Here is a 24,030-nt window from a genome sequence, read left to right as displayed (position 1 = left end):
AAAGGGGGTCATGTTGAAGGGCGTCGCAGTCCTGACCGAGGGAAGAAGCGGTTCGAGCTGGCTGGGAAGCCTCACGAATGCGACGGGCACCATGGGCTGTTCGGGCGAATGGCTCAAGTCGGCCTATTTGGGCCTGGAGCCTCGCAGTTACGATGTTCTTGAAGACGCGGTCATCAAGGAATCCTCGACCGAAAACGGCCGCTTCGCCATAAAAGTGTTTCCGCGCCATCTGATCTGGTCGAAGGGCAAATGCGGCAAGGATTTCCTGTTCGAGGTCAGAAGGACTAACGATCTCGGCTTCATCCTGCTTGAACGCCGCGATCGTCTTCGCCAAGCCATTTCCTTCTACCGCGCCAGCGCTTCGCTCTTGTGGACGAGCCGGCACGAGGGGGCCGGAACTCCTGTGCCCTACAGCTTTGCCGGTATCAGCCGGGCCTTCTTCCAGATCGAGCAGAGCTACGCATTCTGGCGGGCCTACCTGAGCCTTTCGCAACTGCCCTACCGGAGGTTCGTCTACGAGGATCTCCAGCCGGACCCGCGGCCTTACGTCGAAGCTGTCGCCGAGATGCTGGATGTTCCGGTTCCGGCAACGGTGGCGGTCTCCCAATACACCGTGCAGCGGGACGACCTCACCGAGGATTGGGTAGAGCGCTTTCGGCGGGAAGCCGTGGAGAAAGGAGCCATCGAGGCGATCGAGGATGCGCCGGTGCCGCGCACGCTCGACAATCTGGCCCGTTTTGCAACCAAGCGGCCGCTCAGCAGACGGCGGTTTTGACGGCCGCCGGGGCAAGATCGCCCTGTTCGCCAGCCTCGTACTTCAAGACGATCCGTGAGCTGCGGCCACGACGGGCACGGTGCCGGCCGGCGCCCGGCGAGTCACGGCCGATCGATGGCGGCTAAGTTGAAAGGAGACAGTCCCTACGCCTTTTGCGGTGCTTGGCGTGGCCGTGAGCGCTTTTCTATCATCGGTGCTTTGGTGCGGCATCCAGCCGCCCACTTCGTGGAGAATGAATAGCGGCAAGGGTCGCGCAGCCGGCGAGGTTCAGTGATGAATCAGGTGCAAAGTACCCAGTCAACTTGCCTCCATCGTGACTTCACTTCCCTCAAACGACGGTTTTTGAATCTGCTTCCTGGAATGCGCGGCCGGGGCGCCATGCTATGCCTCGTATGCCTCGTTCTGCTGCCGGGATTTCCGGCGAGGGCGCAGTCGACGACCGACGACAAGCTAGGCCCGGGAGACAGGATCGAACTGCGCGTCTGGCGCTGGACTGCCCTGCGCGACGGCGCCGTGGAAGGATTGCAGCTCAACCGGAGTTTCAGCATCGACGTGACCGGCACGCTCGATCTTCCGAACATCGGCGGCATCGCAGCCGCGGGCTTGCGCGCCGACGAGCTGGCAAGGCTGATTGCCGATCGACTGCAAGCCAGGAGCGGCGGATCCGAGCGGCCGGATACGACTGTCCAACGCATAGGCGGCCAACCGGCCACGGAAACGACGGCTTCCGTCGAGCCCACCGGCGACAAGGCAGCGCCCGAACCGTCGGCGGTGGCCGACATCAACGGCAATGCGTCGGCCCCGGAGCGCGCCGACATCGAGAACGGACCGGGCGCGGCAACGGTGAGCGAGCCCCCGATATCCGGGGAACTGGCCCTGAAGGCGGCGCAGGCACCGAGGCAAGCCGCGCAAACCTTGCCCGGCGGGCATGAGGAGGAGACCTTGCGCCGCGAATTGGCGGCGGCACGAGCGGCGCTGGACGTCATGCAGCGCGGCGCGCGCGACGCAAGTGCGCAGGCACGCGCTGTGGCTGACACGGCGGCCAGGCAGGGACAGGCCCTGAAAGAGCAACGGCAAACGGCCGATGCGCAGGCGCGCGACCTGGAGGCGGCGCGGCACGTCATCGAAGGCTTCAAGACCAGGGCCATCATCTGGGACAACCAGAAGGCCGCGATGCTTAAGGCGCGGCATGCGGCGGACGCCTCCCAGGCTGCGGTCGACCAGGCGCTTGCCGAGGAGCGGCACAAGATCGAGCTCCTCGAACAGGAACTCGCTGCGTCCCGCCAAACCATCGACGCTCTCGAGACGCGCGCGGATGAGGCTGCGGCCGGGCTGGCCGGCGCCATGAAGGACCGGCAGATAGCTGAGGCAGCAGCGAAGCAGGCCGGCGACGCGCTGGCGCTGGAACGCCAGCGGGCGGACGCCGCCGCGCATGATCTCGACGCCATGCGCAGGGAACGCGACGCTTCGCAGCAGGCCGCGGCGGCGTTGAGCGCCGCGCTTGAGCAGGAGCGTGAAAGGTCTATCGGCCTGGCCCGCGGCCTGAGCGCGGCGCGAGAGGCGCTCGACATCTTCAAGGCGCGTGCCCGCACGGTGAGCATGAAGCGCGCGCCGAAAGCCCTGATCTCGCCGAGCCCACTTGCAACTGTGTCGGGGCGCTCCGTGCGCAAGCAGGTTCAGAAGTCGCCCCAGCTCGATCAGGCGGCCTCTGATGTGGTGGCGACCATAGCTCTTCCCGCCGCATTGCTTCCGACGCGGCCACCGAAACTCGACCCTCGCTGGTGAAGCATGCGCGCCGAAATCCATGCCGCAGGAGGAGTAGACCCATGAAAAACTACCTCGCAGCCGCGCTGGCGATCGGGATCACGACCGGGCCTGCCGCGGCTCTTGACGTTGGCGGCAAGGTCGGCGGTCTCGGGGTGAGCGCTGGAGTGAGCGCCGGTTCCGGCGGCGTCTCGGTGGGAGTGGGCGCGAGCGTCGATGGCGTCGGCGGGGCAAATGTCGGGACATCGGTCGGCACCGACGGATCGCTCGGCGCCGGCGTCAGCACCAGCGGCAATTTGAGTGGCGTGTCGGCCGGCGTCGGTGTCGACACGGGCGGAGGCGTGTCGGCTGGCGTCGGTGTCGACACGGGCGGAGGCGTGTCGGCTGGCGCCGGTGTCGACACAGGCGGAGGCGTCTCGACGGGCGTCGCTGCCGGCGACGATCCTTCCGCCGGATCGGCCGCGACCTCTCCCCGCAGCACCGCCGCGGTCACACCTGCCACTGCCTTGGCCAAGACCACGCAGCAACCCGTCGCTCTGCCGCCCGTGCTGAGGCCCTCGAAAATCGCCAGCGGCGACCTGCGGCGGATCGCCAAGGGCTATCCCTTTGTGTTCCTGTCGCCGCTGAAAGCGATACCCGGCACGCCGGCCGCCGTGGTGCGCGCCTGCCGCGCGGCGATCACGGCTTCCGCCAAGCCCCTTGGCGCCGTGCGTGTCTACGTGGCCAGCGCAGGCCTCGTGCGCCAGCGTCGGGGCGGACTGACGGCGCCGATCGAGGTGCGCATAGACTACGACAGACAGGGCGGCATCGAAGTCCGCCAGGCGAAAGTCGGCTGCCGCCTCGATGTGGCGGGCAAGGTCACCACGGTGATATAGCGCCAGGCCGGCCGCCGGCCCGCGCCGCCATTCCGTCAGCTCGACGATGTCTCGATTGGCCGGCGTCCCGTCTCCGCTTGTGATGCCGTGTCCACCGCACGGCTCTCGATTTTGGCGCGTCGGAATGCTGCCGATGTCATCGAGCGGGATGAGGCAACCCTGCGCTCGATGACAACAGATTTATGACAATGACCTCACTTTATCGCTCAAAAAAAGGTGTCGGAACGTCGGCACGGTCGATGGGTTCTGCCCCTGTCGAACACAGTCCGACAAAGCCGTAACAAAAAACGGAATGGAGTGTCTGCCATGCTTACGAAAATCCTCGCGGCCTCAGTTCTCGCCATCGGCCTTGCGACGCCGGTGCTGGCCCAGAATGCTGCCGACGTCGACACCGGGGCAACTACCGTGATCCACCACCCAAGGCACCATGCAAGAAGGCACCAGGCAACAAAGACAGTCGTTGATCCAGGCACCACCTCCAGCATTGGCGGCGGGGGGATGAGCTCGGATTATATGAATTCGAACGCCGATCAAAATTGCCCGGCAGGTCCACAGGGCGCAAGCGCGGACATACCCAACGCCAGCGGCAGGCCGCCGAAGGCGCCGACGACGGTGAATGGCCGCCATTGCGGCCAGTGACGGTACCGCGGCAAGCGGGGGGCGGCGAGGCCGACTGCAACCCCGCCGCTGCGGCCGCCGGGACCTCGCGGACTCGTCCGAACCCACTTGCGCCGGCGGGGGAGCGAGGTGCATTTCCTCGCCCCAACGTGGGCTAGGCTATGCACACATCTTCTGTGACTACTGATCGACCTGAGGCTTGATTGCCAGGTGGTTCCCCCAATCCGTCGCTGCTTCGCAGCGCCACCTTTCCCCCCTCCGGAGGGAAAGGAAGGGAGCGCTGCTGGACAAGCATTGACGGCAAAAGCTTGGCGCCTTTCCTCTACCCCGTCGATCGGGGGAGAGGTGGCTCGGCGAAGCCGAGACGGAGTGGGGGGTCGACCAGCGCTACATTAGACATGCGCCAAGCTGCCATGCACGCTATCGCCAAAGACCAGCCGCTTGGAAATGTGTGCATACCGTAGGTGCGACTGTACTGCCGGCCGCAGGCGCAGATCTCCGCCGCCTGCAGACAATGCGCCTGTGCTTCGGCTAAAGTTCGCCCTGGCGCAAAAATCATCGTAGGGGAGCATAGCGATGAACGAAGTCAGGCCGATCGCCGAGATCGCCAGCTATCACGCTCATATCTACTATGGCGGAGAGGCCGAGCGCCGGCATGCCGAATGGCTGCGCCTGCGCATCGGCGAGCGTTTCCGCGTGCGCCTCGGCAACTGGCGTGACGAGCCGGTCGGTCCGCACCGGCAGGCCATGTACCAGGTCTCCTTCGCCAACGAGATTTTCGCGACGCTCGTCCCGTGGCTGATGCTGAACCACGGGGGCTTAAGCATCCTCATCCACCCCAACACCACCAACCCCAAGCGCGACCATCTCGTCGACCCGATCTGGATCGGCCGCCCACTGGCGGTGAAGGGCGAGGTGCTCGGCGACGAGGATGAGGCGGAAGAGGCGCTGGAGGTGAATACCGAGCCGACGCTGGGGGCTTAGATTGGGGGCGGGCTTGGGGCCTTGGTCCCGGAATAAATCTGCGACGGAACCGTGCTAGGATACCCGCGCGGCGCGACTTGTCATGCTTCCAGGCGGTCAGGAACGATTGTCATGCTCAATCCGATTTCCATCATGGCCAACCGGCTCGGCGACTATCTGTCGGAACTCTACCTCCAGTATTTTTCGCATCGCAATCCGGAATATGCGAGCTACCTGGGCGGGGCGGCCCGCCTTGTGCTTGAGCGCATCGGCAGTTCGAACGCGCTCTATCACGATATCGAGCATACGCTGATGGTGACGCTCGCCGGCCAGCAGATCATCCGCGGCCGGCTGCTTTCGCAAGCCCTGACCCCCGAGGACTGGCTGCATTACACCTGCGCGCTGCTTGTCCACGACATCGGCATGGTGCACGGCGTGTGCGAGGGCGACACCGACGACAGTTTCGTCATCAACGAGGCCGGCGACCGCTGCACGCCGCCGCGCGGCGCCTCCGACGCGGTGCTTGGGCCTTATCATGTCGACCGCGCCAAGATGTATGTGCGCCAGCGTTTCAAGTCCTCGAAGTTCATCGACGAGGAGCGCATTGTCGCGGCGATCGAGATGACGCGCTTTCCGGTGCCGAAGGATCCGGCCTACCATGTCACCAACACCGAGCCGGCGCTGGTCAGGGCCGCGGACCTGATCGGCCAGCTCGCCGATCCCTTCTACCACCGCAAGCTGACGGCGCTGTTTGCCGAGTTCTCCGAGACCGGCATGGTGGAAAAGCTCGGCTGCCGGACCGCCGCCGATCTCGGCGCCATCTTCACCGATTTCTTCACGCTCGAGGTCGAACCTTACATCGGCGACGCGCTGCGCTATCTGGAGCTGACGACCGAAGGCAAGCAGTGGATCGCCAACCTCCACAGCAACCTGTTCCAGTCGGGGCATCGCCCGGCCAGGATCGGGCCGTTTCCCGGCGCGCTGCAGCCGGCGAGCCTTTCGGTGGCGACTTAGAGCGGGTCGGCGTTTGACGGAAAGCGGCGGCCGGTCGGCCCGCGCCGGCAGGCCATGGACGAGGTCTCCTTTGCCAACAAGGTTTTCGCGACGCTGGTCCGGTGGCGCGCGCTAAAACCACGGCGGCTTGAGCATCCACCCCAACACCGCCAACCTCAATCACGACCGCCTGGTCGACCCGATCTGGATCGGTCGGCCATTGGCGGTGAACGGCGAGGAGCTTGGCGAGGAGCGCGAGGCGGAAGAGGCGCTGGCGGTGAATACCGAGCCAACGATGGGGGTGTAGGGGAGGCTGCCTCCGATTGAAGTGCGTCTCGGTCTCGGTGAGACTTTCATATTGATTGCTAAGACTGCAACATGTGAGCAATGTAGCTCGCCTACATTCCCGGTAACTCGCTGTTGAGCTCTATTATATTTTTGGTAACTACGCGATGTCAGTATATCGCGTGGGACAGGGGCAAAACATTAATAGAGAATTACCGGCAGCCGATTTCATCGGGCGGTGGTCCAATCTTGATGGAGGTCAAGAGCGCGCCAACTATTCCCTTTTCTTGGCAGAGCTTTGTGATGTGATTGGGGTAAAAAGGCCCGATCCAGCGTTGGCTGCACATGACTTCAACGACTATGTATTCGAACGACGTGTCGAGCGAAAGCGCCCGGACGGAACAACAGAAGCCGGCCGCATAGACCTCTACAAACGAGGCTGCTTCATTCTCGAAGCAAAGCAAAGCCGTCTCCGTGGCGGCAAGAAAGCCGTGCCGGACGGGCAGGCCGACCTATTTGCCCCGACACAAAACGATCATACAGACACGGCGGTGTCAGGTCTCGATCACGTCATGGTTCAGGCTCGCCGGCAGGCGGAGCGGTATGCCGCATCGCTACCTGCCGACCATCCATATCCCCCTTTTGTCATCGCATGTGATGTCGGACGCGCTATCGAGCTCTACGCCGATTTTTCTGGTCACGGGCGCCACTATGCGCAGTTTCCCGATGCTCGACAGTTTCGGATTGAACTTGGTCAACTGGCAAACCCTGAGACGCGGGAGCTTCTCCGCGCCGTATGGGAGCAGCCTCAATCCCTGGACCCTGCACAGAAGACGGCGAAAGTCACTCGCGAGATTGCTGGGCGGCTCGCTGAAATCTCCAAGGCCCTTGAGCGGCGAGGTTTTGAGGCTCGCAGCGTTGCGGTTTTTCTCATGCGGTGCCTCTTTACTATGTTCGTCGAGGACGTCGGTCTCCTTCGAAAAAAGGGCTTCACGGAACTTCTGACAAAGTGCCTCGATGATCCTTCGCGGTTCACGTTCGAAATTAACGACCTCTGGCTTCACATGGATCGCGGAGACTATTCCCCGGGGATCGGCGAGAGGCTGCTTCGGTTCAACGGTAAGCTGTTCAAGAACGCCACATCCCTTCCGCTGACGCAGGAGGAAATACGCCTCCTCCGCGACGCGTCGGATGCAGATTGGCGTGATCTGGAGCCCGCTATCTTTGGCACTCTGTTCGAGCAGGCGCTGGACCCTGACGAACGAAGGCGTCTTGGAGCTCATTATACGCCGCGCGCCTATGTCGAGAGGGTTGTCGATGCGACCATCATCGAACCCCTGACCAAAGACTGGATCGGTCATCAATCGGCTGCCGCGCGAGAAATCCGCGACGGCTCGAAGGCAACTGCCATTCGCGAGATCGAAGATTTCCTGCGTCGTCTCGCGTCGGTAAGGGTGCTCGACCCGGCATGTGGTACCGGGAATTTCCTCTATGTTGCCTTGCGCCGGATGAAGCAGTTGGAAGGCGAAGCATTGAAGCAATTGCAGGATATCGGAGGCAATGACGCAGTCGCTCGGGTCGAGAATATCTCAGTGAAGCCGGAACAGTTCTTCGGCATGGAACTGAACAAGCGAGCCGTGGAGATCTCTGAGCTAGTTCTATGGATAGGATACATCCAATGGCACATGCGGACTCGTTCCACCGTGCCCCCAGAGCCGGTCCTGGGGAGCAGCGACCATGTGCAAGCGAAAGATGCTCTGCTGACTTGGTCGGGCTATCCGCATCCGCAACTGAAACGCGACGGGGCAGGCAGGCCTGTGGCTGACGGTCAAGGCAATGAGGTCTACGTCTATCCGAACGCAATCAGCGCGGACTGGCCGGAGGCCGACTTCATCGTCGGAAATCCCCCGTTTATCGGCGGAAAGGATATTCGCGGACGACTCGGGAGTGGTTACGCCGAAGCCCTACGGGCTGCCAACCCGCAGATGAATCCCGCAGCCGATTTCGTGATGTACTGGTGGGACCGCGCCGCTGAGTTGCTTGTGAGAAAAGGAACCCGGCTCCGTCGCTTCGGCTTCGTTACGACGAACTCCATAACGCAGGTGTTTCAGCGACGAGTCATCGAGCGGCATCTATCGGGTGCTTCGCCAGTTTCGCTCGTTCTCGCCATTCCAGATCATCCTTGGACCAAAGCATCGAAGGATGCTGCTGCTGTCAGGATCGCGATAACCGTAGCTGAAGCCGGCGAGCGGGATGGTGCAGTGCGCATCGTTGTACGAGAGGAGAGCCTAGATACGGACGAGCCGACGATCGAGTTCGTCGAACGTGACGGCAGGATCAATCCTGATCTCACGATCGGCGTAGATGTGACCAAGGCGAAGGCGCTGGTGGCCAATGACGCCATTTGCTCGCCAGGAGTGAAACTGCATGGAGACGGTTTCATCGTTAGTCGGGAGAAGGCCTTTGAACTTGGCCTTGGAAAGAGGCCGGGTCTTGAGCGCCACATACGCGAGTATAGGAATGGTAGGGATTTGACGTCGCGTTCGCGCGGAGCGATGGTCATCGACCTGTTTGGCACCACCGCTCATGAAGTTCGACGCGAGTTTCCCGAAGTCTACCAGCACCTTCTTGAGACAGTCTGGAAGCAGCGGGTGAACACCTTCGCAAAATCTCCTACCAAGGACGCTCAGGACTATCTGGACAACTGGTGGGTATTTGGAAAGCCGCGAACTGAACTGCGACCGGCTTTGGAAGGCATGCCCCGCTACATCGCCACCGTCGAGACTATGAAGCATCGCATCTTCCAGTTCATGGACGCTGGGATACTTCCGGACAACATGCTGGTCGCGATTGCCTCAGACAATCCTTATCATCTCGGTGTGCTGTCCTCAAAAGTGCATGTAGCTTGGGCGTTGCGCACTGGAGGTCGGCAAGGCGTTGGCAACGATCCGAGATATTCGAAGTCGCGGTGCTTCGATCCTTTCCCGTTTCCCGAAGCAACGGCGTTGGCTCAGTCCGAAATAGGTGCCATCGCTGAAGAACTGGATCAGACACGCAAACAAGTTCTTGCAGAGCACTCCGACTTAACGGCCACCGCACTCTACAACGTTCTCGAAGCCGTCGTTGCAGGTAGTCGACTGTCCGGTAAGGAGCAGGACATTCGAAGCCGTGGCCGTGTGCTGATACTACGGGAGCTTCATGACCGGCTCGATGCCGCCGTTCTGAAATCCTATGGATGGCAGGCGGATATCGACGTCGAGCAAATCCTCGAGCGCCTTGTTTATCTAAACGAAGTCCGGGCCGCTGAAGAGCGCCGTGGTTTTATCAAATGGCTGCGCCCCGAATATCAGATCGAAAAGATCGGCCCGCTGGCACACCGTGGTGACCGCGTACAAGCTATCTTCTCCACCAAAGCAAAGAGCAGAAAGGCAGCGTTCCCTGCGACACGACTGGAGCAGGCTCAGGTCGTGCTAAACATCATTGGTCACGCGAAGGCACCTATTTCGGCGGAGGAAATCGCTGCGACGTTCTCATCGCCAGAACGGACCATCACTGAAGTGCGAGACGTGCTTCAGTCCTTGGTTCGGCTCGGCCAAGCGGAGAGCTACGACGCCGGAAGAAGCTTCTTTCGGGCGGCATAGGCGCTACGCAGCGACGGTGACATTCGGGACAACATGCGTTCTTTGTACTGCCTTGTCATCCCGCCTTTACCAAGATCAGCGGAATACCTTCTTTGGGATAGAGCGCATCGAAGCGGCTGCAACTTATGCACCACTCGGCCGCGACCGGCGACAGCCAAGTGATCAGCTGGATAATGTTGCCGTAGTGCTTCGGCAGGTCCCAATGCAGAACGGTCTCGTGGTGGGCCAAACGGTTGCGCAATGTCCGGATAGCGCCGAGCGACTTGGTAATGTCCTTACGACGGAGACCTTTACCGTCCTCGCGTCTGGCGATGTCCTTCAGGGTGATCTGCCACAGGTTCTCGTATTCCTTACCTAGCAGAGCGGTCCAGTAGCCAAAGGTAAGGGAGGCGACGATTCGGCCCGGGGTCTCGTCCTTGCCCTTTTCCCTAAGGTCGATGCGTGCCTTTTCAAGCATGTCGATCTGCACGGCGTTGAGTTGGTGCTCGGGCATGTCGAACCATGCCTCACCATGGACCTTGCTCATGGTCTGGTGAATGCGGTTGCGCAGGGCCACTTCGAGCATATGCAAGGGAATGTAGAGGCTCTCGGAGAGGACCGCATTGAGGGTATAAAGCTCGACCGCCCTGTTGCGGTCGCCCCCAGCCCACCCTAGATAGGTGCCGAACCTGTCTGCAGAGAGGGTGTCCTCAATGCCTATGTATGTATAGTCCTTGGTATCCATGTCACCATGGGGTTGATTTCTCCCCCACCCTGCCATATATTGCGCTGGTAAGCCCCGGTACCGTCTCTGCCCTAGGCATGCGGCCGGGGTAACACTTTTCTGGGGGTAGGCCATGGCCTACCCCTTATTCTTTCGGGCGCTTGCCCTTGGGTGTCTCGACCCGCTTCCTCTCGGCCACCCGCTTCTTCTTCTCCTCCGCGAACTCCGGTTCCATAGCCTGGATCTTCGCGATGAGCCCGTCGAGATGGTAGGTATTGGCGCCCCAGTCCCCTGCCGATGTCTTGTGCTGCTCCCGGTGGATAAGGCCCGCCTTCTCCAACGCCTTCATGTTGGGCTTGATGCTCGACATCTTCACGCCGATGCGGTCGGCCAACTGCTGCTTAGTAGGGAAGGGGGGACGATCCCGCGACCAGTACAGGTCAAGCAGATGCATCAACAGGCAGAACTGCGTGCTGTTGATGCCGAGTCTATGCTGTGACCGGATGAGGATGGTCGGGATAGCAGCATAGCCATGGGCCTTGACCTTCTTGCCCCAGATCCTCTCGAAGTTGCTCGGTGCGGCATCGGCTGCCTTGGTAGGGAAAGGTACGATGGTACTCTCTGCAGTGCTCATAATCGATCTCGCAAAATGTTGAACTGAAGCGAGACATAAGAGCGTCATGCGCCTTTGTGCAATGGGGGTGGCGCGCAGTGGTAGGGTAATATTCTATCCGAGGTACCTATGCGTATTTCGGCTATCCGGCAATTCGGTTGAGATATGAATGTTGTTTGGCGGTTATGTTCTGTGCCCGACCTCGGTCAGGATGGTGGCCTACCGTGGGGTATTGGCCTCGCCCACCCCGCCAGCATTTTTGTCACTTTTTCTGCAGTTTTGAGCCTTTTAGCACCTGATGGACCTCAATTCCAGCGCTTACGCCGAAGGGCAGCTACAAGTCAGCTCAAACTACGCCGCGGTACCTACATGCGGCACAGGGCAGCCATTCATTCATTAGCCGTGAAAACCGTTGGCTACGGAGCAGGAGCAGACATCTCAGAAGGGCCTGATTCTACCCCGAAATTGCATTGTCGCAATGACAGCCACCTCTTGGATGAGGCCGCAGTCCCTCCTATCCCCCCGCCAACCGCGGCAGCAGAAAAATCTCCGCCCCCTGCGGCAGTTCCTTCGACCACGTATCCCGATAGATCGTGCCGTCGATCGAAACCGCTATCCCGCGATCGATCAGCGGTTCAAGGCCGGGATACTGTTCCGAAAGTTTCCGGAACAGCTCCCTGATATCCTTGGCCTCGACCTCGACCTTGCTCTGGCCTCCGGCGAGCGCGCCAAGCGATCCCCAGAGCGTGACTTCGACCATTAGCGCCAGACCCTCATTGGACCCTGACGTGAGCCGAAAACCGCTTCGCGCTTTTCAGCATCAGCCCTCCCGCTCCGCCTCGAGCGCCGCCAGAATCCGCGGCGGCGACATCGGGATGTGGCTCATGCGCACGCCGACCGCGTTCGACACCGCGTTGGCGATCGCCGCCAGCGGCGGCACGATCGAGGTCTCGCCGACGCCGCGCACCCCGTAGGGGTGGTTGGGGTTGGGGATTTCCAGGATCTGCGTGTCGATCATCGGCAGGTCGGAGCAGACCGGGATGCGGTAGTCGAGAAAGCCCGGGTTCTGCAGCCGCCCGTCCTTGCCGTAGATATATTCCTCGTTGAGCGCCCAGCCGATGCCTTGCGCAGCACCCCCCTGGTACTGGCCCTCGACATAGGTCGGGTGCACCGCCTTGCCGGCGTCCTGCACCACCGTGTAGCGGATCACCCTGGTCGAGCCAGTCTCGGGGTCGACCTCGACGTCGCAGATATGGGTGGCGAAGGACACGCCCGCGCCGTCGGCGACGAGCTCGCTATGGCCGGCGATCGGCCCGCCGGTCTTGCCGGACTGCGCCGCGATCTCCTTCAGCGACAGTTTGCCGAGATTGCCGTGCTTCTCGCCCTTGGCGACGGCGTGGCCCTGTTCCCAGGCGACGTCGTCGACCGAGATGTCCCACATCTGCGCCGCGCGCTCGCGCAGCACCTTGATCGCGTTGCGGGCGGCCGAGATGGTCGCCATCGAGGAGGAGAAGGTGCCGCGGCTGCCGTCGGTCATGTCGTTGTAGCCGAGGGAAGACGTGTCGGCGACGATCGCCTTCACGTGGCTGTAGTCGATGCCGAGCTCCTCCGCCGCCACCAGCGACAGCGAGGCGCGGGAACCGCCCACGTCCACCGTGCCGACGGCTAAAGAGACCGAGCCGTCCATGCCGATGTTCAAGTCGGTGCAGGTCTGGCCGCCGAAATTGAACCAGAAGCCGCAGGCCATGCCGCGCCCCTGGTTTGCTTTCAGCGGCGCGCGCATATGCGGATGCTCCTTCACCGCCTCCAGCGTCGGGCCGATGCCGATCGGGCCGTAGACCGGGCCGTAGGAGGCGCGGGTGCCTTCCTGTGCCGCGTTCTTGATGCGGAACTCGACCGGATCCATGCCGATCTCCTTGGCGAGCTCGTCGACCGCGCTTTCCACCGCGAACGCCGCCATCGGCGCCGAAGGCGCGCGATAGGCCGCCGTCTTCGGCCGGTTGACCAGCACCTCGTAGCCGACGGTCTTGACGTTCTCGAGCTTGTAGCAGGCGAAGGCCGTCATGGCGCCGATCTCGGCCCACATGCCGGCATAGGGGCCGCAGCTATAGCGCAGCGTCGCTTCGGCGGCGGTGATGGTGCCGTCCTTCTTGGCGCCTATTCTGACGTCGATCGAGGTCGCGCTGGTCGGGCCCGAGGCGCGGAACACCTCGTCGCGGGTCATCACCAGCTTCACCGGCCGGCCGGCCTTGCGCGACAGCGCGAGCGCCACCGGCTCGGCCCAGACATGGGTCTTGCCGCCGAAGCCGCCGCCGATCTCGGAGGAGGTGACGCGCAGCTTCGAGGCCTCCAGCCCGAGCAGCTGGGCGCAGTGCTGGCGGTAGACGAAATGGCCTTGCGTGCAGACCCACAGGTCCGCCGTGCCGTCCGGGTTGACGCTCGCCACGCAGGCATGCGGCTCGATATAGCCCTGGTGCGTCTGCTCGGTCTTGAAGGAGCGTTCGACGACGAAATCGGACTGGGCGAAGCCCTGATGGACGTCGCCATGGCCGTATTGCGTGCGCTTGCAGACGTTGGAGGGCTTGACCGGCTTTTCCTCCAGCCCCTCGGTGAAGATGGCGTCGTTGATCAGCGGCGCGTGGTGCTTCATCGCCTCGTCGACATCGGTCACATGCGGCAGCACCTCGTAGTCGACCTCGATCAGCTTCAGCGCCTGCCTGGCGGTGCGGGCGTCGATCGCGGCGACCGCGGCCACGGCATGGCCGTCATAGAGCGCCTTGGTGCGCGCCATGCAGTTGTCGAGGATGTCGTACATGGCGGCATCGCCGTCGGTGAGATCCGGCAGGTCTTTCGCCGTGATCACCGCCTTCACGCCGGCGAGCTTTTCCGCCTTCGAGGTGTCGATCTTCCTGATCACCGCATGGGCGTGCGGGCTGCGTAAGATCCGGCCGACAAGCTGCCCGGCCATGTTGAAGTCGGCGCCGTAGCGGGCGCGTCCCGTCACCTTGTCGACGCCGTCGGGGCGGATCGGGCGGGTGCCGACGGAAGCGAATTTTCGGCTTGAAAAGCGCGGATCGAAATTCATGGCTTACGCTCCCTTCATCACGTTTGCCGCGTCCTGGACGGCGCGCACGATCTTGTCATAGCCGGTGCAGCGGCAGAGATTGCCGGCCAGCCCGAAGCGGATTTCCTCCTCGGTCGGGGAGGGGTTTTTCGCCAAAAGGTCCTTCGCCGCGATCAGGAAACCTGGCGTGCAAATGCCGCATTGCAAGGCCGCATGCTCCAGGAATTTCTGCTGCAGCGGATGCAGCTGGTCGCCATGCGCCATGCCCTCGATGGTCTCGATCTGCCTGCCTTCGGCTTCCGCGCCGAGCACCAGGCACGAGCACACCAGCCGGTCGTCGACGATGACGCTGCAGGCGCCGCAGTCGCCGGTGCCGCAGCCTTCCTTGGCGCCGGTCAGCCCCAGCCGGTCGCGCAGCACTTCGAGCAGCGTCTCGTCGGGCTGGCAGAGATACTCGACGTGATCGCCGTTGATTGTCGTTGAAACCGCTACACCGGCCATCACTTGCCTCCTGCACGCTTGTAGGCGAGCTCTGCGACCCGTTTGGCCAGCACGCCCGCGACTTTCCGTCTGAATTCGATGGTGCCGCGCTTGTCGTCGATGGGACGACAGGCGCCCGAGCACACCTTGGCGAGCCGCTCCAGCGTCGCCTCGTCCGGCCTCCTGCCGATGAGGACTTCCGCGGCCTCCTCGACCAGCAGCACCGTGGGTGCGGCGGCGCCCAGCGCCACGCGGGCCGATTTGATGATGCCTTGCTCATCGATGGTCAGGTTCACGCCGGCGCTCACCACCGCGATGTCCATCTCGGTGCGCGGAATGAAGCGCTGATAGGCGTCGCCGGAATGCGGCGCGCGCTTGTCGAGCAGGATCGCCTCGATGATCTCGCCCTTGGCGAGCGAGGTGCGGCCAGGCCCGGTCGGCACACTCTCGACGGCAATGGTGCGCTTGCCCGAAGGCCCGGCCACCACGGCTTTGGCGCCGGCAGCCACCAGCGCCGGCACGCTGTCGGCGGCGGGCGAGGCATTGCACAGATTGCCGACGATGGTGCAGCGTCCCTGCACCTGCTTCGAGCCGATCAGCTTGGCGGCTTCGACGACGCCGGGCCATGCCTTCTTCAGCGCCGAGTTCTCGCCCAGCACCGCGCAGGGCACCGCTGCGCCGATCCTGAAACCGTCGGCCGTTTCGGTAATGTCGCTCAAGCCGGCGATCGCCTTGATGTCGACGATCAGCTCGGGCTCGACAAAGCCGCCCTTCATCCTGACCAGCAGGTCGCTGCCTCCGGCAAGGATTGCGGCCGGGCCGGCCGCGCCGGCCAAAAGGCCCACGGCATCTTCCATTGATTGCGGACGTATGTAGCGCATCGTCTCCCCTTGGTGGTCATGATCAGATCGACCGTTATAAAGGCTCTCCTTATAATGACCATCCGCTTCCTGCATTGCACCATCGAAGTCAGGCGGGTTGGCCCTAAGCCTTGCCCCGGATTTTGGTCCAGCGCGCTGGGTGTTCCTTAGCATAGACATTTAGACCGCTGCCTGCATTGGCAGAGCGCATGCCTTGGCGATTGGCCGAAATGCCTATCCCGTCGTCATCCTCGGGCGGAGGGGGAAGCGAAGCGTACCGCGTAGACCCGAGGATCCTGTGTGTTGGTTCCGGTGTATGGTTGAAGTGGGAAGGAGGCCGAGTGGATCCTGGTCGTCCTTTCGGACAGGCCGCGGCATGGCCCGGTCCCTTCCCACCGGTGAACCATCAACCTGAACAGTTGCACGGGGCTGTTCCAAGCAGACCCCGCACCACAGGAAGAGGCGTGGACATGATAGTGCAGAACTATGTCGGCTGCGACATCTCCAAGCAGTGGCTAGACTTTTTTGACGAGGCAAGCGGCCGTTTTCGGCGCATCGACAACCAGGCCGATGCGATCGCTGCCTATGTGGCAGGCCTTCGTCCCGGCCAAGACTTCGTCGTCATGGAGGCGACAGGCGTGCATGACCGGCTGCTGCGCCACGCGCTGGCCAAGGCCGGCGTGCCGTTCTCGCGGCACAACCCGGCCCATACCCACCACTATGCCAAGTCGACGAGACGGCGCGCCAAGACCGATCGTCTCGACGCCAGGATGCTGAGCGACTATGGCCGTCGCTATCAGCCGGCGGCCGAGCCGGCGCCGTGTGAACAAAACGAGCAGCTTCAATCGCTTGCCCGCTACCGCGACCATCTGGTCGAGATGCGGGCAACGCTGAAGAAGCACCTCGCTGAGGCCTTCGACGAGATTGTCATTGCCGACCTTGAAGAAACGATTGCCGCCTTCGACACACGCATCCATGCGCTCGAGAGCCGGATCGCCAACGTTATTCGTCAAACCGAGGACACCGCCCGCGATTACACGCTGATGATCTCCGTGCCGGGTGTCTCCAAGGTCGGCGCGCTCTCGCTCCTGGCGCACCTGCCCGAGCTCGGCCAGCGTTCACCCAAGGCGATCGCCGCACTCGCCGGCCTTGCCCCGTTCGACAACAAGAGTGGCAAGCTCAACCGCAGGAGCCAGATCCAGGGCGGGCGATCACGCGTGCGCCGCGCCCTCTATATGGCAGCCCTCACGGCCATCCGAACCTGCGACCGGTTCAAGTCCTTCTACAGCGCACTTGCCGCCCGATCAGGCTCCAAGAAACTCGCCATCATCGCCGTCGCAAGGAAGCTCTTGGTCGTCCTCAACGCTATCATGCGCGACAAAACCGCATTCGCATGAACACAGTTGCCATGCCGTGACTTCAGAGCGCTGCAGCGATGCAGAATTCTGCTCCGCTTGCCCCCTTCGATCAAGGTAACGGCATGGATCCCAGGGTCTCCGCGACGGAGCTTCGCTCCTGCTTCGCCCTGGGACGAGGTTGGGGGCTCGCACCGAGCCGGCCAAGCCCGACGCAGCCATGCAGCTGCACGACGGCTGCGCTTCGCCGCCCGGTTCGAAGCCGGGATCTAGGCCGCTTGCATACGCGCCCGCACCAGCGTCGCGGCGGCGTGACCGGCGGCCGTGATATAGTCGGGATCGTGGTGGATCAGCATGCTGGAAAAGGCGCCGTCCATCAGAAGCACGATCTCGCGCGCCAGCATCTTCGGCTCGCGCACGCCATGGCTCGAAAGCTCGCCCGCCAGCCATCTCTCGAAATTGCTCTTGTGGCGGGAGCCGGCCTTCACCGCCGGGTGGCCGGGCATCGCGGCGAGCTCGGCGGCCGTGCGCAAGAAGCCGCAGCCCTTCCATTTGACGTGCCGCGCCACACGCGCCAGGTGGGTGAAGATCGCCGTGACCTTCTTGTCCGCGCCGCCTTCCGCGGCCTCGAACCAGCCGGCCATCTGCTTGAGGTTCGGCTGGTCGCGGCTGTCGAGATAGGCCGTGATCAGCTCGTCCTTGCTCTTGAAATGGTAGTAGAGCGTGCGCTTGGTCAACCCCGCCTTTTCCGCCACGGCGTCGACGCTGACGCGGCCGATGCCTTCGGCATAGAAGAGTTTCGCCGCCGCGTCGACGAGGCGCTTTCTGGTCGGATTGGCCTTTTCGCTCATCCGCGAAGTATACCGACCAGTGAATATACAAACAAGAGAAAGCTGATCCCTTTGCGGCCGCCAGCCTGCTTGCGACGGTTCATGGATGCATGTCGCCCGGCCAAGCGAGGCGCGGCGCGCCGCGCTCGCGTTGGACCGGGCGGCGGATCAAGGCGAGACCTCGACATGACCCTTCATGTTGGGGTGGAAGCGGCAGAAATAGTCGACCGCTCGCGGCTGCTTGAGCGTGACCTTCCCCTTCGACTTCGGCGGGATCATCACGTCCCAATCGCCCGTCACCGTCGCGGTGTGGGCGATCACGTCCTTGTTCGTCCACTCGATCGTGTCGCCCACCTTGGCCTTAACGCTCGCCGGCGAGAAGACCAGCTTGTCGATCGTCACCTCGATGGTGGCGGCGAGCGCCGGCGAAGCGACGAGCGCCAGCGCGACCGAGAGTGGCAGAAAACTCGTTTTCATTTCAGCGCGCCGGCGACATGTTCGGCATGCTGCTCATGCCCTTGGAAGATCTTGAGCCCGGTTTCGAGCAGGCTCTTCAGCTCGGCATTGCTGGCCGAGGGGATGAGCAGTGTTTCGAGCGCGCTGTCGACCTGCTTGTGATAGGCAACCTCGTTCTCGATATAGGCCTTGTCGAAGGCCGCGCCCTTGAGCTTGGCGAGCTTCGCGCGCTCCTCTTTCGCCGCCTTCACCAGCGCCTGGCTGGTGGCGTTGTCTTGCGGTGTGACCTTCAGCTTCTTCACCAGATCGAGCGCCTGTTTGTTCACCGCCTCATGGTCGCGCTCCATGTCCTTGGCGAAGTCGACGACTTCCTTCGTCTTCGACTTCTTGATCGCCTGTTTTGCGGCCTCGATGTCGATCGTGCCGGCCGTGTAGGCGATATGCGCGATCTGCGGATCGGTCGGCTTCTCAGCGGCCTGCGCATAAGGCGCGGCGCTTACGAGGAGGAAGGCGGCGAGGGCTGCGGTCGGTCGGATAAACATGGCATCTCCTTCGCCCGGCACATCGGCAGCGGGCTTCATCTGGGGTTGACGGAGATTGGATGCGGAGAGGGGCGAAACGTTCCCGGGAAAAGCGCGGGACGTCTCGAAACGAAACGATGTCGGGCGGCTCTTTAACGACACACGCTGGAGGTCGGCCGAAACGCCCCTCACTTCGTCATGTATGGACGGCCCCTTTTGGGCAAGAGGCAAAATGGCAACGACGGCGCAGGTCTGGAGCGGTCATGTATTCGGCCTTTAGTGCGGTCGATTTCGAAGACCGCTGGCCCGCAAGGGTTACGCGGATCGAGTTCCAATCATTCTAGCGCGCTTTGTATCGCGATGACGAAGGCGGAGTGTCTCGACCCAGGTCCTGACCATTTTGCCGTGCTGCTTTTTGCTCCTTACGCTTGTTGAGGGCCTCGATTTGCGTTTATGCCGCAGTCGGCGCCCTGTATTCCTGTCCCGATTGCAGCATTGCCCAGATGATGCGGGCGGTCTTGGCCGCCTGGGCGACGACGGCGACCTTGACCGGCCGCCTGGCCAGCAGGCCGCGAACCCAGGGTGAGCCCTTGTCGGGTTTGGCCCTGACCTGGCGCAACCAGGAACTGGCGCCCAGAATGAGCAGCCTTCGCAGGTCCCTGTCGCCGGCGCGGCTGATATGGCCCGTCAAGCTGTGCTTGCCGCCGGTGTCATGGCTCTTGCGGGTCAGGCCCAGCCAGGCGGCGAAGTCCCTGGCCGAAGCGAACTGGCGGCCATCGCCGATGGTGGCGACGGCTGCATGCGCGATGATCGGGCCGACGCTCGGGATCGTCGTCAGCCGCAAGGCCGCTCGCTGCTGCCTGACCTGAGCCAGGATCTGCTTGTCCAGCTTGCCGATCTCGCCATCCAGCGCCCGCCATTGCCCGGCCAGAGGCGCCAGACAGATCAACAGCGCCGCGGGAATGGCTTCATCGGCTGCCTCGATGCGCTGCAGCAGGGCCTCGATGCCTGCGGCCCCCTTGGCACCTATCAGACCCATCTCATAGAGCTGCCCACGCATGGCGTTGGCCAGTTGCGTGCGCTGGCGCACCAGAAGGTCACGTGTGCGATGCAGCGCTCGGGCCCATTGCTGTTCGACCGTCTTGATCGGCACGAAGCGCATGTCGGGCCGGCTCACCGCCTCGCAACAGCCTTGCGCATCGCGGGCATCGTTCTTGTTGCGCGCAACATAGGGCTTCACATAGGCCGGCGGCATCAGCTTGACCTCGTGGCCGAGCGCGCTCAGCGTGCGGGCCCAATGATGGGCCGAGCCGCACGCCTCCATGCCGATCAGCGCCGGCGGCTGCGCGGCGAAGAACTTCTCCACCTGCGCGCGCCGCAGCTGGCGCTGCACCACCACCTGCCCGGCTGCATCCACGCCGTGCACCTGAAACACGTTCTTGGCCAAATCGATTCCAAATCTGATAGCTTGCATGACGGACGGTCTCCTCCGCTGGGTTCCAACACGACCAGTTTGGCACATTCGATGCCGCAAGGGGCCGTCCACCCATCATTCTGGGGCGGAGCAAGGAGCGAAGCGACGCAGCGCAGACCCCAGAATCCATACAGTGACGCCTGAGCGCTGCAGCGGCGCAGAATTATACTATCGGCGATCAGGCCCGGCCTCAATTCTCGGCCGTCGCATCCCCGGTCGACGTAACGGCATGGATCCTCGGGTCTGCGCGTCCGCTTCGCTCCCGCTACGCCCGAGGATGACGAACTCAATCGCCGAACCCCAGCCTCTTCATCACCGCTGCCGTCAGCCTGTCGCAGCGCCGGCCGGCGAACGGGAAGGCGTCGAGCAGCACCGGGCCGATCTCGTCGTCCAGCGCCTTGCGCACCAGGCTACGCGCCCGGTGCAGCCTGGTCTTCACCGTCTCCGGCCGGATGCCCAGCACCTCCGCCGTCTCCTCGATGCTCAGCCCCTCGATGACGCGGGCGACGAAGACGCTGCGATAGACATCGGGAAGGCTGTCTGTCGCCCGTTCGACGAGCCCGAGGATCTGTCGCTGCGCCATCGTCCGCTCCGGATCATCACTTGGGTTCAAACCACCCTGATTCAGGGGAAACCGGATGATCTGCGCCTCCGGGTTTTCAGGCATCACCACGACATGCTTTCGCTTGCGCAACCGGCCGAGCGCCTCGTTGATGACGATTCGCGACAGCCAGGTGGAGAGCGAGGCATCGCCGCGAAACGTATCGAGGCCGGCGAAGGCGCGCATATAGGCTTCCTGCACGATGTCCTCGGCCTCGGCGTCGTTGCGCACCACGCCGCGTGCGATGCGGTAGAGCCGCTGGTTGTGCGTCTTGATGATTGCGCGGAAGGCTCCCGCCTCGCGCGCAAGCGCCCGGCGCACCAGCGCCATATCGCTGGCGATAGCGTCCGCCGCCGAAATCGCGGCGGCCGGCAGTGCGGACTTTCTCATCGCGCCCCGATCTCCCGACAGGCGTTGCATCCGACAATTGGACGCGGCTGCCGGCAAAAGGTTCCCGGGTTTCCGGACCCGGCAGGCGCTATGCTACAGCTTTCAGCGGCGGCCTGTCTGCAGCCTGCACGCGCGCGGCGGCGGCCAGCAGGTCGGTCTGCGTGATCAGGCCGAGAATATGGCGCCCGGCATCGACGATCACCACCGCATGGCTGTGCCCGTCCGTCAGCACCGGCAGCAGGCTCATCGCCGGCGTGTCGGGCGAGGCGGTGCCGGCCTTCGACATCACGCCCTTCACCGTGTCGGTCGCTCTCGTCAGCTCGCGCAGGCCGACGGCGCCGACGAGCTTCGCCTCGGCGTCGACCACCGGCAAGGTGCGGATGTTGTGGTCGAGAAGTTGCTTGCGCGCCTCGTCGGCGGCGGCGCTCTCCGGCACCGAGATCACGTCGCGGGACATGATGTCTTTGCAAAGCAGCGTGCGGTGCGAACGCACCATCGCCTGCAATTCGACCTGGCGCAGCAGCCTTTCGATGTCGTCGCGGTCGATGTCGAAGGTCTCGTCGAGCGCCGCAAGCGCGGCATCGACATCCTCGGGCCGGAAGCCGACGCGCTCCGCCGGCGGCCGGTCGGCGGTGCCGTGGCTGTTGGCCGCTAGCACGTGCACATGCGGATAGTTGCGCCGCGACAGCTTGTGGAACAGGAAACCCAGCGTCACCAGGATGACGGAGTTCAGCGCCACCGGCACGAAGGGAAACAGGAAGCCGGCGGCGGCTACGGCCGGCCCGCCGAGCACGCCGGTCAGCGCCGCGGCGCCGCCCGGCGGATGCAGCGATCGCGTGAACGACATGGCGGCAATGGCGAGCGCCACGGCGAGGCCAGAGGCGATCACCGGGTTGTGCACGAAATGCGCCACGGTCACGCCGACCAGCGCCGAGATCGTGTTGCCGCCGATGATCGACCAAGGCTGCGCCAGCGGGCTCGACGGCACGGCAAACAACAGCACGGCCGAAGCGCCCATCGGCGCCACCAGCATCGCCACATGCGGGCCGCTGCCCATGGCGAGCCCGCTGATCACACCGGTCAACGCGATGCCGATGGTGGCGCCGATGCAGGCGGTGAGCCGTTCGCGAAGCGTCGCGCCGGCAAGGATCGGAACGAAGAGGCGGAACGCCATGGCAGGTCCTGGGAAGAGTGGTGCTTTTCGCGGTCGCCCGCAATGCCGCCGAAGCCACGGATTTGGAAGCCAAACCAATCCGCGAATTCGCGACCGAGGAAAATATTATTGCGCGGCGAGGCGCGTTCGGCATGCCGCACGCGGCCTCCGCTTTCTCAATCGCGCCAAGGCGTTGAGGGCGTTTGCGGACTCAATTGATGAGCGCCCGCCCGTTACTCAGGCTTCGGCCGCGGCTTTGAGCCCGCGCTGGATGTCGGCCTTGAGGTCCTCGACATCTTCCAGCCCGATCTGCAGGCGGATCAGCGGGCCGGCATAGGAGCCCTTGGCGATGGTGCGGTCGCCGAGGAAGACCGGCACGGCAAGGCTTTCATAGCCGCCCCAGGAATAGCCGAGGCCGAAGATCTTCAATGCGTCGAGGAAGGCGTGCTGCTGTTTTTGCCCACCGCCCTCGAGTACGATCGAGAAGATACCGCTCGAACCGCAGAAGTCGCGCTTCCAGAGCGCGTGGTCGGGGTGGCTCGGCAGCGCCGGATGCAGCACCTCTGCCACGCCCGGCTGCTCTTGCAGCCAGCGCGCGATATCGAGCGCGCTCTTCTGGTGATGCTCGAGCCTCACCCCCATGGTGCGCAGGCCGCGCAGCACCTGGTAGACATCGTCCGGGCCGGAGCAGCAGCCCAGCGTGCAGAAGCCTTCATAGAGCTTCTTCCAGCAGGCCTCGTTGGCCGACACCGTGCCGAGCAGCACATCCGAATGGCCGGCCGGATATTTGGTCGCCGCATGGATGGAGATGTCGACGCCATGATCGAGCGGCTTGAAATAGAGCGGCGTCGCCCAGGTATTGTCCATCATGACGATCGCGCCGGCGGCGTGCGCCGCCTTGGCGATCGCCGGAATGTCTTGCACCTCGTAGGTGTTCGATCCCGGCGATTCGGTGAATACAACGGTCGTGTTGGGCTTGATCAGCCGGGCGATGCCGGCGCCGATGCGCGGATCGTAATATTCGACCTCGACGCCGAGGCGCTTCAGCATCGTGTCGGCGAAATTCCGCGTCGGGTGATAGACCGAATCGACGATCAGCAGATGGTCGCCGGCAGAGACGAAGGTGAGCAGGGGGACAGTCACCGCCGCGAGACCTGACGGCACCGCGATCGTGCCGGCCGACCCTTCGAGCGCGTCGACGGCGAGCGTGAGGGCATCCATGGTCGGTGTGCCGCGCGTGCCATAGGTGTATTTCTGGCTGCGCGAGGCCATCGCGGCGGCGTCGGGGTAGAGCACCGTCGAGGCATGCACGACCGGCGGATTGACGAAGCCGAAATAGTCGCGCGGATTGTTGCCGGAATGGGCAAGCCGCGTATTGATTCCGATCTTGCTGTCGTCTGTCGCCATGGTTCGTCGCCTGTCGTAGTGTGTCAGGAGGCCAGCCATAGAGCGGCGGAACTGGCGGCGCAACTGCTCGGCACCCGCCAAGCGACGGTGTTTGGATGGGCCAAATGAAGATCGCCGGCTGATCGTTTTGCGCCCGTCGCGCGCTTCGCGTGCGCCCTTTGCCGAAGGCGTCCCGGCCTGCCACCCTCCAGCCGTGAATCATGCCAGTC

General features: G+C 63.4%; 23 protein-coding genes. 10 read left to right on the top strand and 13 right to left on the bottom strand.

Translation table 11 applies throughout. The features are described 5' to 3' along the window. Positions 1-10 precede the first annotated feature (10 nt). The 8 genes from QAZ47_RS23590 to QAZ47_RS23555 all read left to right on the top strand — a co-directional run bounded on the left by QAZ47_RS23590 (position 11) and on the right by QAZ47_RS23555 (position 9,914). Entirely contained in the window at positions 11-775 is a 765-nt protein-coding gene (locus QAZ47_RS23590) for a Stf0 family sulfotransferase (protein ID WP_278230925.1), read from the top strand. Positions 776-1,048: 273 nt separating this feature from the next. Beyond that, positions 1,049-2,560 carry a polysaccharide biosynthesis/export family protein gene (locus QAZ47_RS23585; protein ID WP_347567158.1) on the top strand — a complete coding sequence of 504 codons (1,512 nt, stop codon included), beginning with the start codon at positions 1,049-1,051 and terminating at the stop codon, positions 2,558-2,560. Between the two features lie 41 nt (positions 2,561-2,601). Continuing rightward, complete coding sequence (locus QAZ47_RS23580) at positions 2,602-3,414, top strand: hypothetical protein (RefSeq protein ID WP_278230923.1); 813 nt, start codon at positions 2,602-2,604, stop codon at positions 3,412-3,414. A 306-nt stretch (positions 3,415-3,720) separates the two neighbouring features. Further along, positions 3,721-4,053 carry a hypothetical protein gene (locus QAZ47_RS23575; protein WP_278230922.1) on the top strand — a complete coding sequence of 111 codons (333 nt, stop codon included), beginning with the start codon at positions 3,721-3,723 and terminating at the stop codon, positions 4,051-4,053. A 555-nt stretch (positions 4,054-4,608) separates the two neighbouring features. Continuing rightward, positions 4,609-5,016: a DOPA 4,5-dioxygenase family protein gene (locus tag QAZ47_RS23570; protein WP_278230921.1), complete on the top strand. Its 408-nt coding sequence runs from the start codon at positions 4,609-4,611 to the stop codon at positions 5,014-5,016. A 111-nt stretch (positions 5,017-5,127) separates the two neighbouring features. Then, a complete protein-coding gene (locus QAZ47_RS23565; protein ID WP_278230920.1) occupies positions 5,128-6,009 on the top strand; it encodes a metal-dependent phosphohydrolase in 882 nt (293 codons plus the stop codon). 127 nt (positions 6,010-6,136) lie between these two features. Then, complete coding sequence (locus QAZ47_RS23560) at positions 6,137-6,295, top strand: hypothetical protein (RefSeq protein ID WP_278230919.1); 159 nt, start codon at positions 6,137-6,139, stop codon at positions 6,293-6,295. A 145-nt stretch (positions 6,296-6,440) separates the two neighbouring features. Next, positions 6,441-9,914 carry a DNA methyltransferase gene (locus tag QAZ47_RS23555; RefSeq protein WP_278230918.1) on the top strand — a complete coding sequence of 1,158 codons (3,474 nt, stop codon included), beginning with the start codon at positions 6,441-6,443 and terminating at the stop codon, positions 9,912-9,914. 55 nt (positions 9,915-9,969) lie between these two features. Here QAZ47_RS23555 and QAZ47_RS23550 read toward each other — a convergent pair whose 3' ends face one another. From QAZ47_RS23550 to QAZ47_RS23525, 6 genes are all read right to left on the bottom strand, one after another. Continuing rightward, entirely contained in the window at positions 9,970-10,638 is a 669-nt protein-coding gene (locus tag QAZ47_RS23550) for an Abi family protein (RefSeq protein ID WP_278230917.1), read from the bottom strand. Positions 10,639-10,762: 124 nt separating this feature from the next. After that, on the bottom strand, positions 10,763-11,251 hold the full coding sequence (locus tag QAZ47_RS23545; protein WP_278230916.1) for a helix-turn-helix domain-containing protein: 489 nt from the start codon (positions 11,249-11,251) through the stop codon (positions 10,763-10,765). Positions 11,252-11,744: 493 nt separating this feature from the next. Then, on the bottom strand, positions 11,745-11,990 hold the full coding sequence (locus QAZ47_RS23540) for a MoaD/ThiS family protein (RefSeq protein WP_278230915.1): 246 nt from the start codon (positions 11,988-11,990) through the stop codon (positions 11,745-11,747). A 60-nt stretch (positions 11,991-12,050) separates the two neighbouring features. Next, positions 12,051-14,315: a xanthine dehydrogenase family protein molybdopterin-binding subunit gene (locus QAZ47_RS23535; protein ID WP_278230914.1), complete on the bottom strand. Its 2,265-nt coding sequence runs from the start codon at positions 14,313-14,315 to the stop codon at positions 12,051-12,053. 3 nt (positions 14,316-14,318) lie between these two features. Next, on the bottom strand, positions 14,319-14,795 hold the full coding sequence (locus QAZ47_RS23530) for a (2Fe-2S)-binding protein (RefSeq protein WP_278203170.1): 477 nt from the start codon (positions 14,793-14,795) through the stop codon (positions 14,319-14,321). Then, on the bottom strand, positions 14,795-15,655 hold the full coding sequence (locus tag QAZ47_RS23525) for a xanthine dehydrogenase family protein subunit M (protein WP_278230913.1): 861 nt from the start codon (positions 15,653-15,655) through the stop codon (positions 14,795-14,797). The genes QAZ47_RS23530 and QAZ47_RS23525 overlap by 1 nt, the downstream gene beginning before the upstream one ends. Before the next feature lie 449 nt (positions 15,656-16,104). Between QAZ47_RS23525 and QAZ47_RS23520 the strand changes: the two genes are divergently transcribed. Beyond that, positions 16,105-17,031: an IS110 family transposase gene (locus tag QAZ47_RS23520; RefSeq protein ID WP_278233774.1), complete on the top strand. Its 927-nt coding sequence runs from the start codon at positions 16,105-16,107 to the stop codon at positions 17,029-17,031. 227 nt (positions 17,032-17,258) lie between these two features. Here QAZ47_RS23520 and QAZ47_RS23515 read toward each other — a convergent pair whose 3' ends face one another. The 6 genes from QAZ47_RS23515 to QAZ47_RS23490 all read right to left on the bottom strand — a co-directional run bounded on the left by QAZ47_RS23515 (position 17,259) and on the right by QAZ47_RS23490 (position 22,435). Beyond that, positions 17,259-17,840 carry a TetR/AcrR family transcriptional regulator gene (locus QAZ47_RS23515; protein WP_278203168.1) on the bottom strand — a complete coding sequence of 194 codons (582 nt, stop codon included), beginning with the start codon at positions 17,838-17,840 and terminating at the stop codon, positions 17,259-17,261. 147 nt (positions 17,841-17,987) lie between these two features. Next, entirely contained in the window at positions 17,988-18,296 is a 309-nt protein-coding gene (locus QAZ47_RS23510; protein WP_278203167.1) for a cupredoxin family copper-binding protein, read from the bottom strand. After that, positions 18,293-18,817, bottom strand: coding sequence for a DUF4142 domain-containing protein (locus QAZ47_RS23505; protein ID WP_278230912.1), 525 nt, complete (start codon positions 18,815-18,817; stop codon positions 18,293-18,295). The genes QAZ47_RS23510 and QAZ47_RS23505 overlap by 4 nt, the downstream gene beginning before the upstream one ends. Before the next feature lie 430 nt (positions 18,818-19,247). Further along, positions 19,248-20,270 carry an IS110 family transposase gene (locus QAZ47_RS23500; RefSeq protein WP_278201928.1) on the bottom strand — a complete coding sequence of 341 codons (1,023 nt, stop codon included), beginning with the start codon at positions 20,268-20,270 and terminating at the stop codon, positions 19,248-19,250. Positions 20,271-20,556: 286 nt separating this feature from the next. Further along, positions 20,557-21,261: an RNA polymerase sigma factor gene (locus tag QAZ47_RS23495; RefSeq protein WP_278230911.1), complete on the bottom strand. Its 705-nt coding sequence runs from the start codon at positions 21,259-21,261 to the stop codon at positions 20,557-20,559. 88 nt (positions 21,262-21,349) lie between these two features. Next, positions 21,350-22,435 (bottom strand): HPP family protein, encoded by a 1,086-nt coding sequence (locus tag QAZ47_RS23490; RefSeq protein ID WP_278230909.1) that lies wholly within the window; start codon positions 22,433-22,435, stop codon positions 21,350-21,352. A gap of 20 nt (positions 22,436-22,455) precedes the next feature. On the opposite strand from QAZ47_RS23490, the gene QAZ47_RS23485 reads away from it, so the two are divergent. After that, a complete protein-coding gene (locus QAZ47_RS23485; protein WP_278230908.1) occupies positions 22,456-22,611 on the top strand; it encodes a hypothetical protein in 156 nt (51 codons plus the stop codon). Positions 22,612-22,651: 40 nt separating this feature from the next. Here the strand turns inward: QAZ47_RS23485 and QAZ47_RS23480 are convergent, their stop codons facing one another. Further along, positions 22,652-23,821, bottom strand: a complete 1,170-nt coding sequence (locus QAZ47_RS23480; RefSeq protein ID WP_278230907.1) for a cystathionine beta-lyase — start codon at positions 23,819-23,821, stop codon at positions 22,652-22,654. Between the last annotated feature and the right edge of the window lie 209 nt (positions 23,822-24,030).

The organism is Mesorhizobium sp. WSM4904 (assembly GCF_029674545.1).
Taxonomy (GTDB): Bacteria; Pseudomonadota; Alphaproteobacteria; order Rhizobiales; family Rhizobiaceae; genus Mesorhizobium.
The sequence above is the reverse complement of the archived record's forward strand: the minus strand, read 5'-3'. Positions and strand labels throughout refer to the sequence as shown.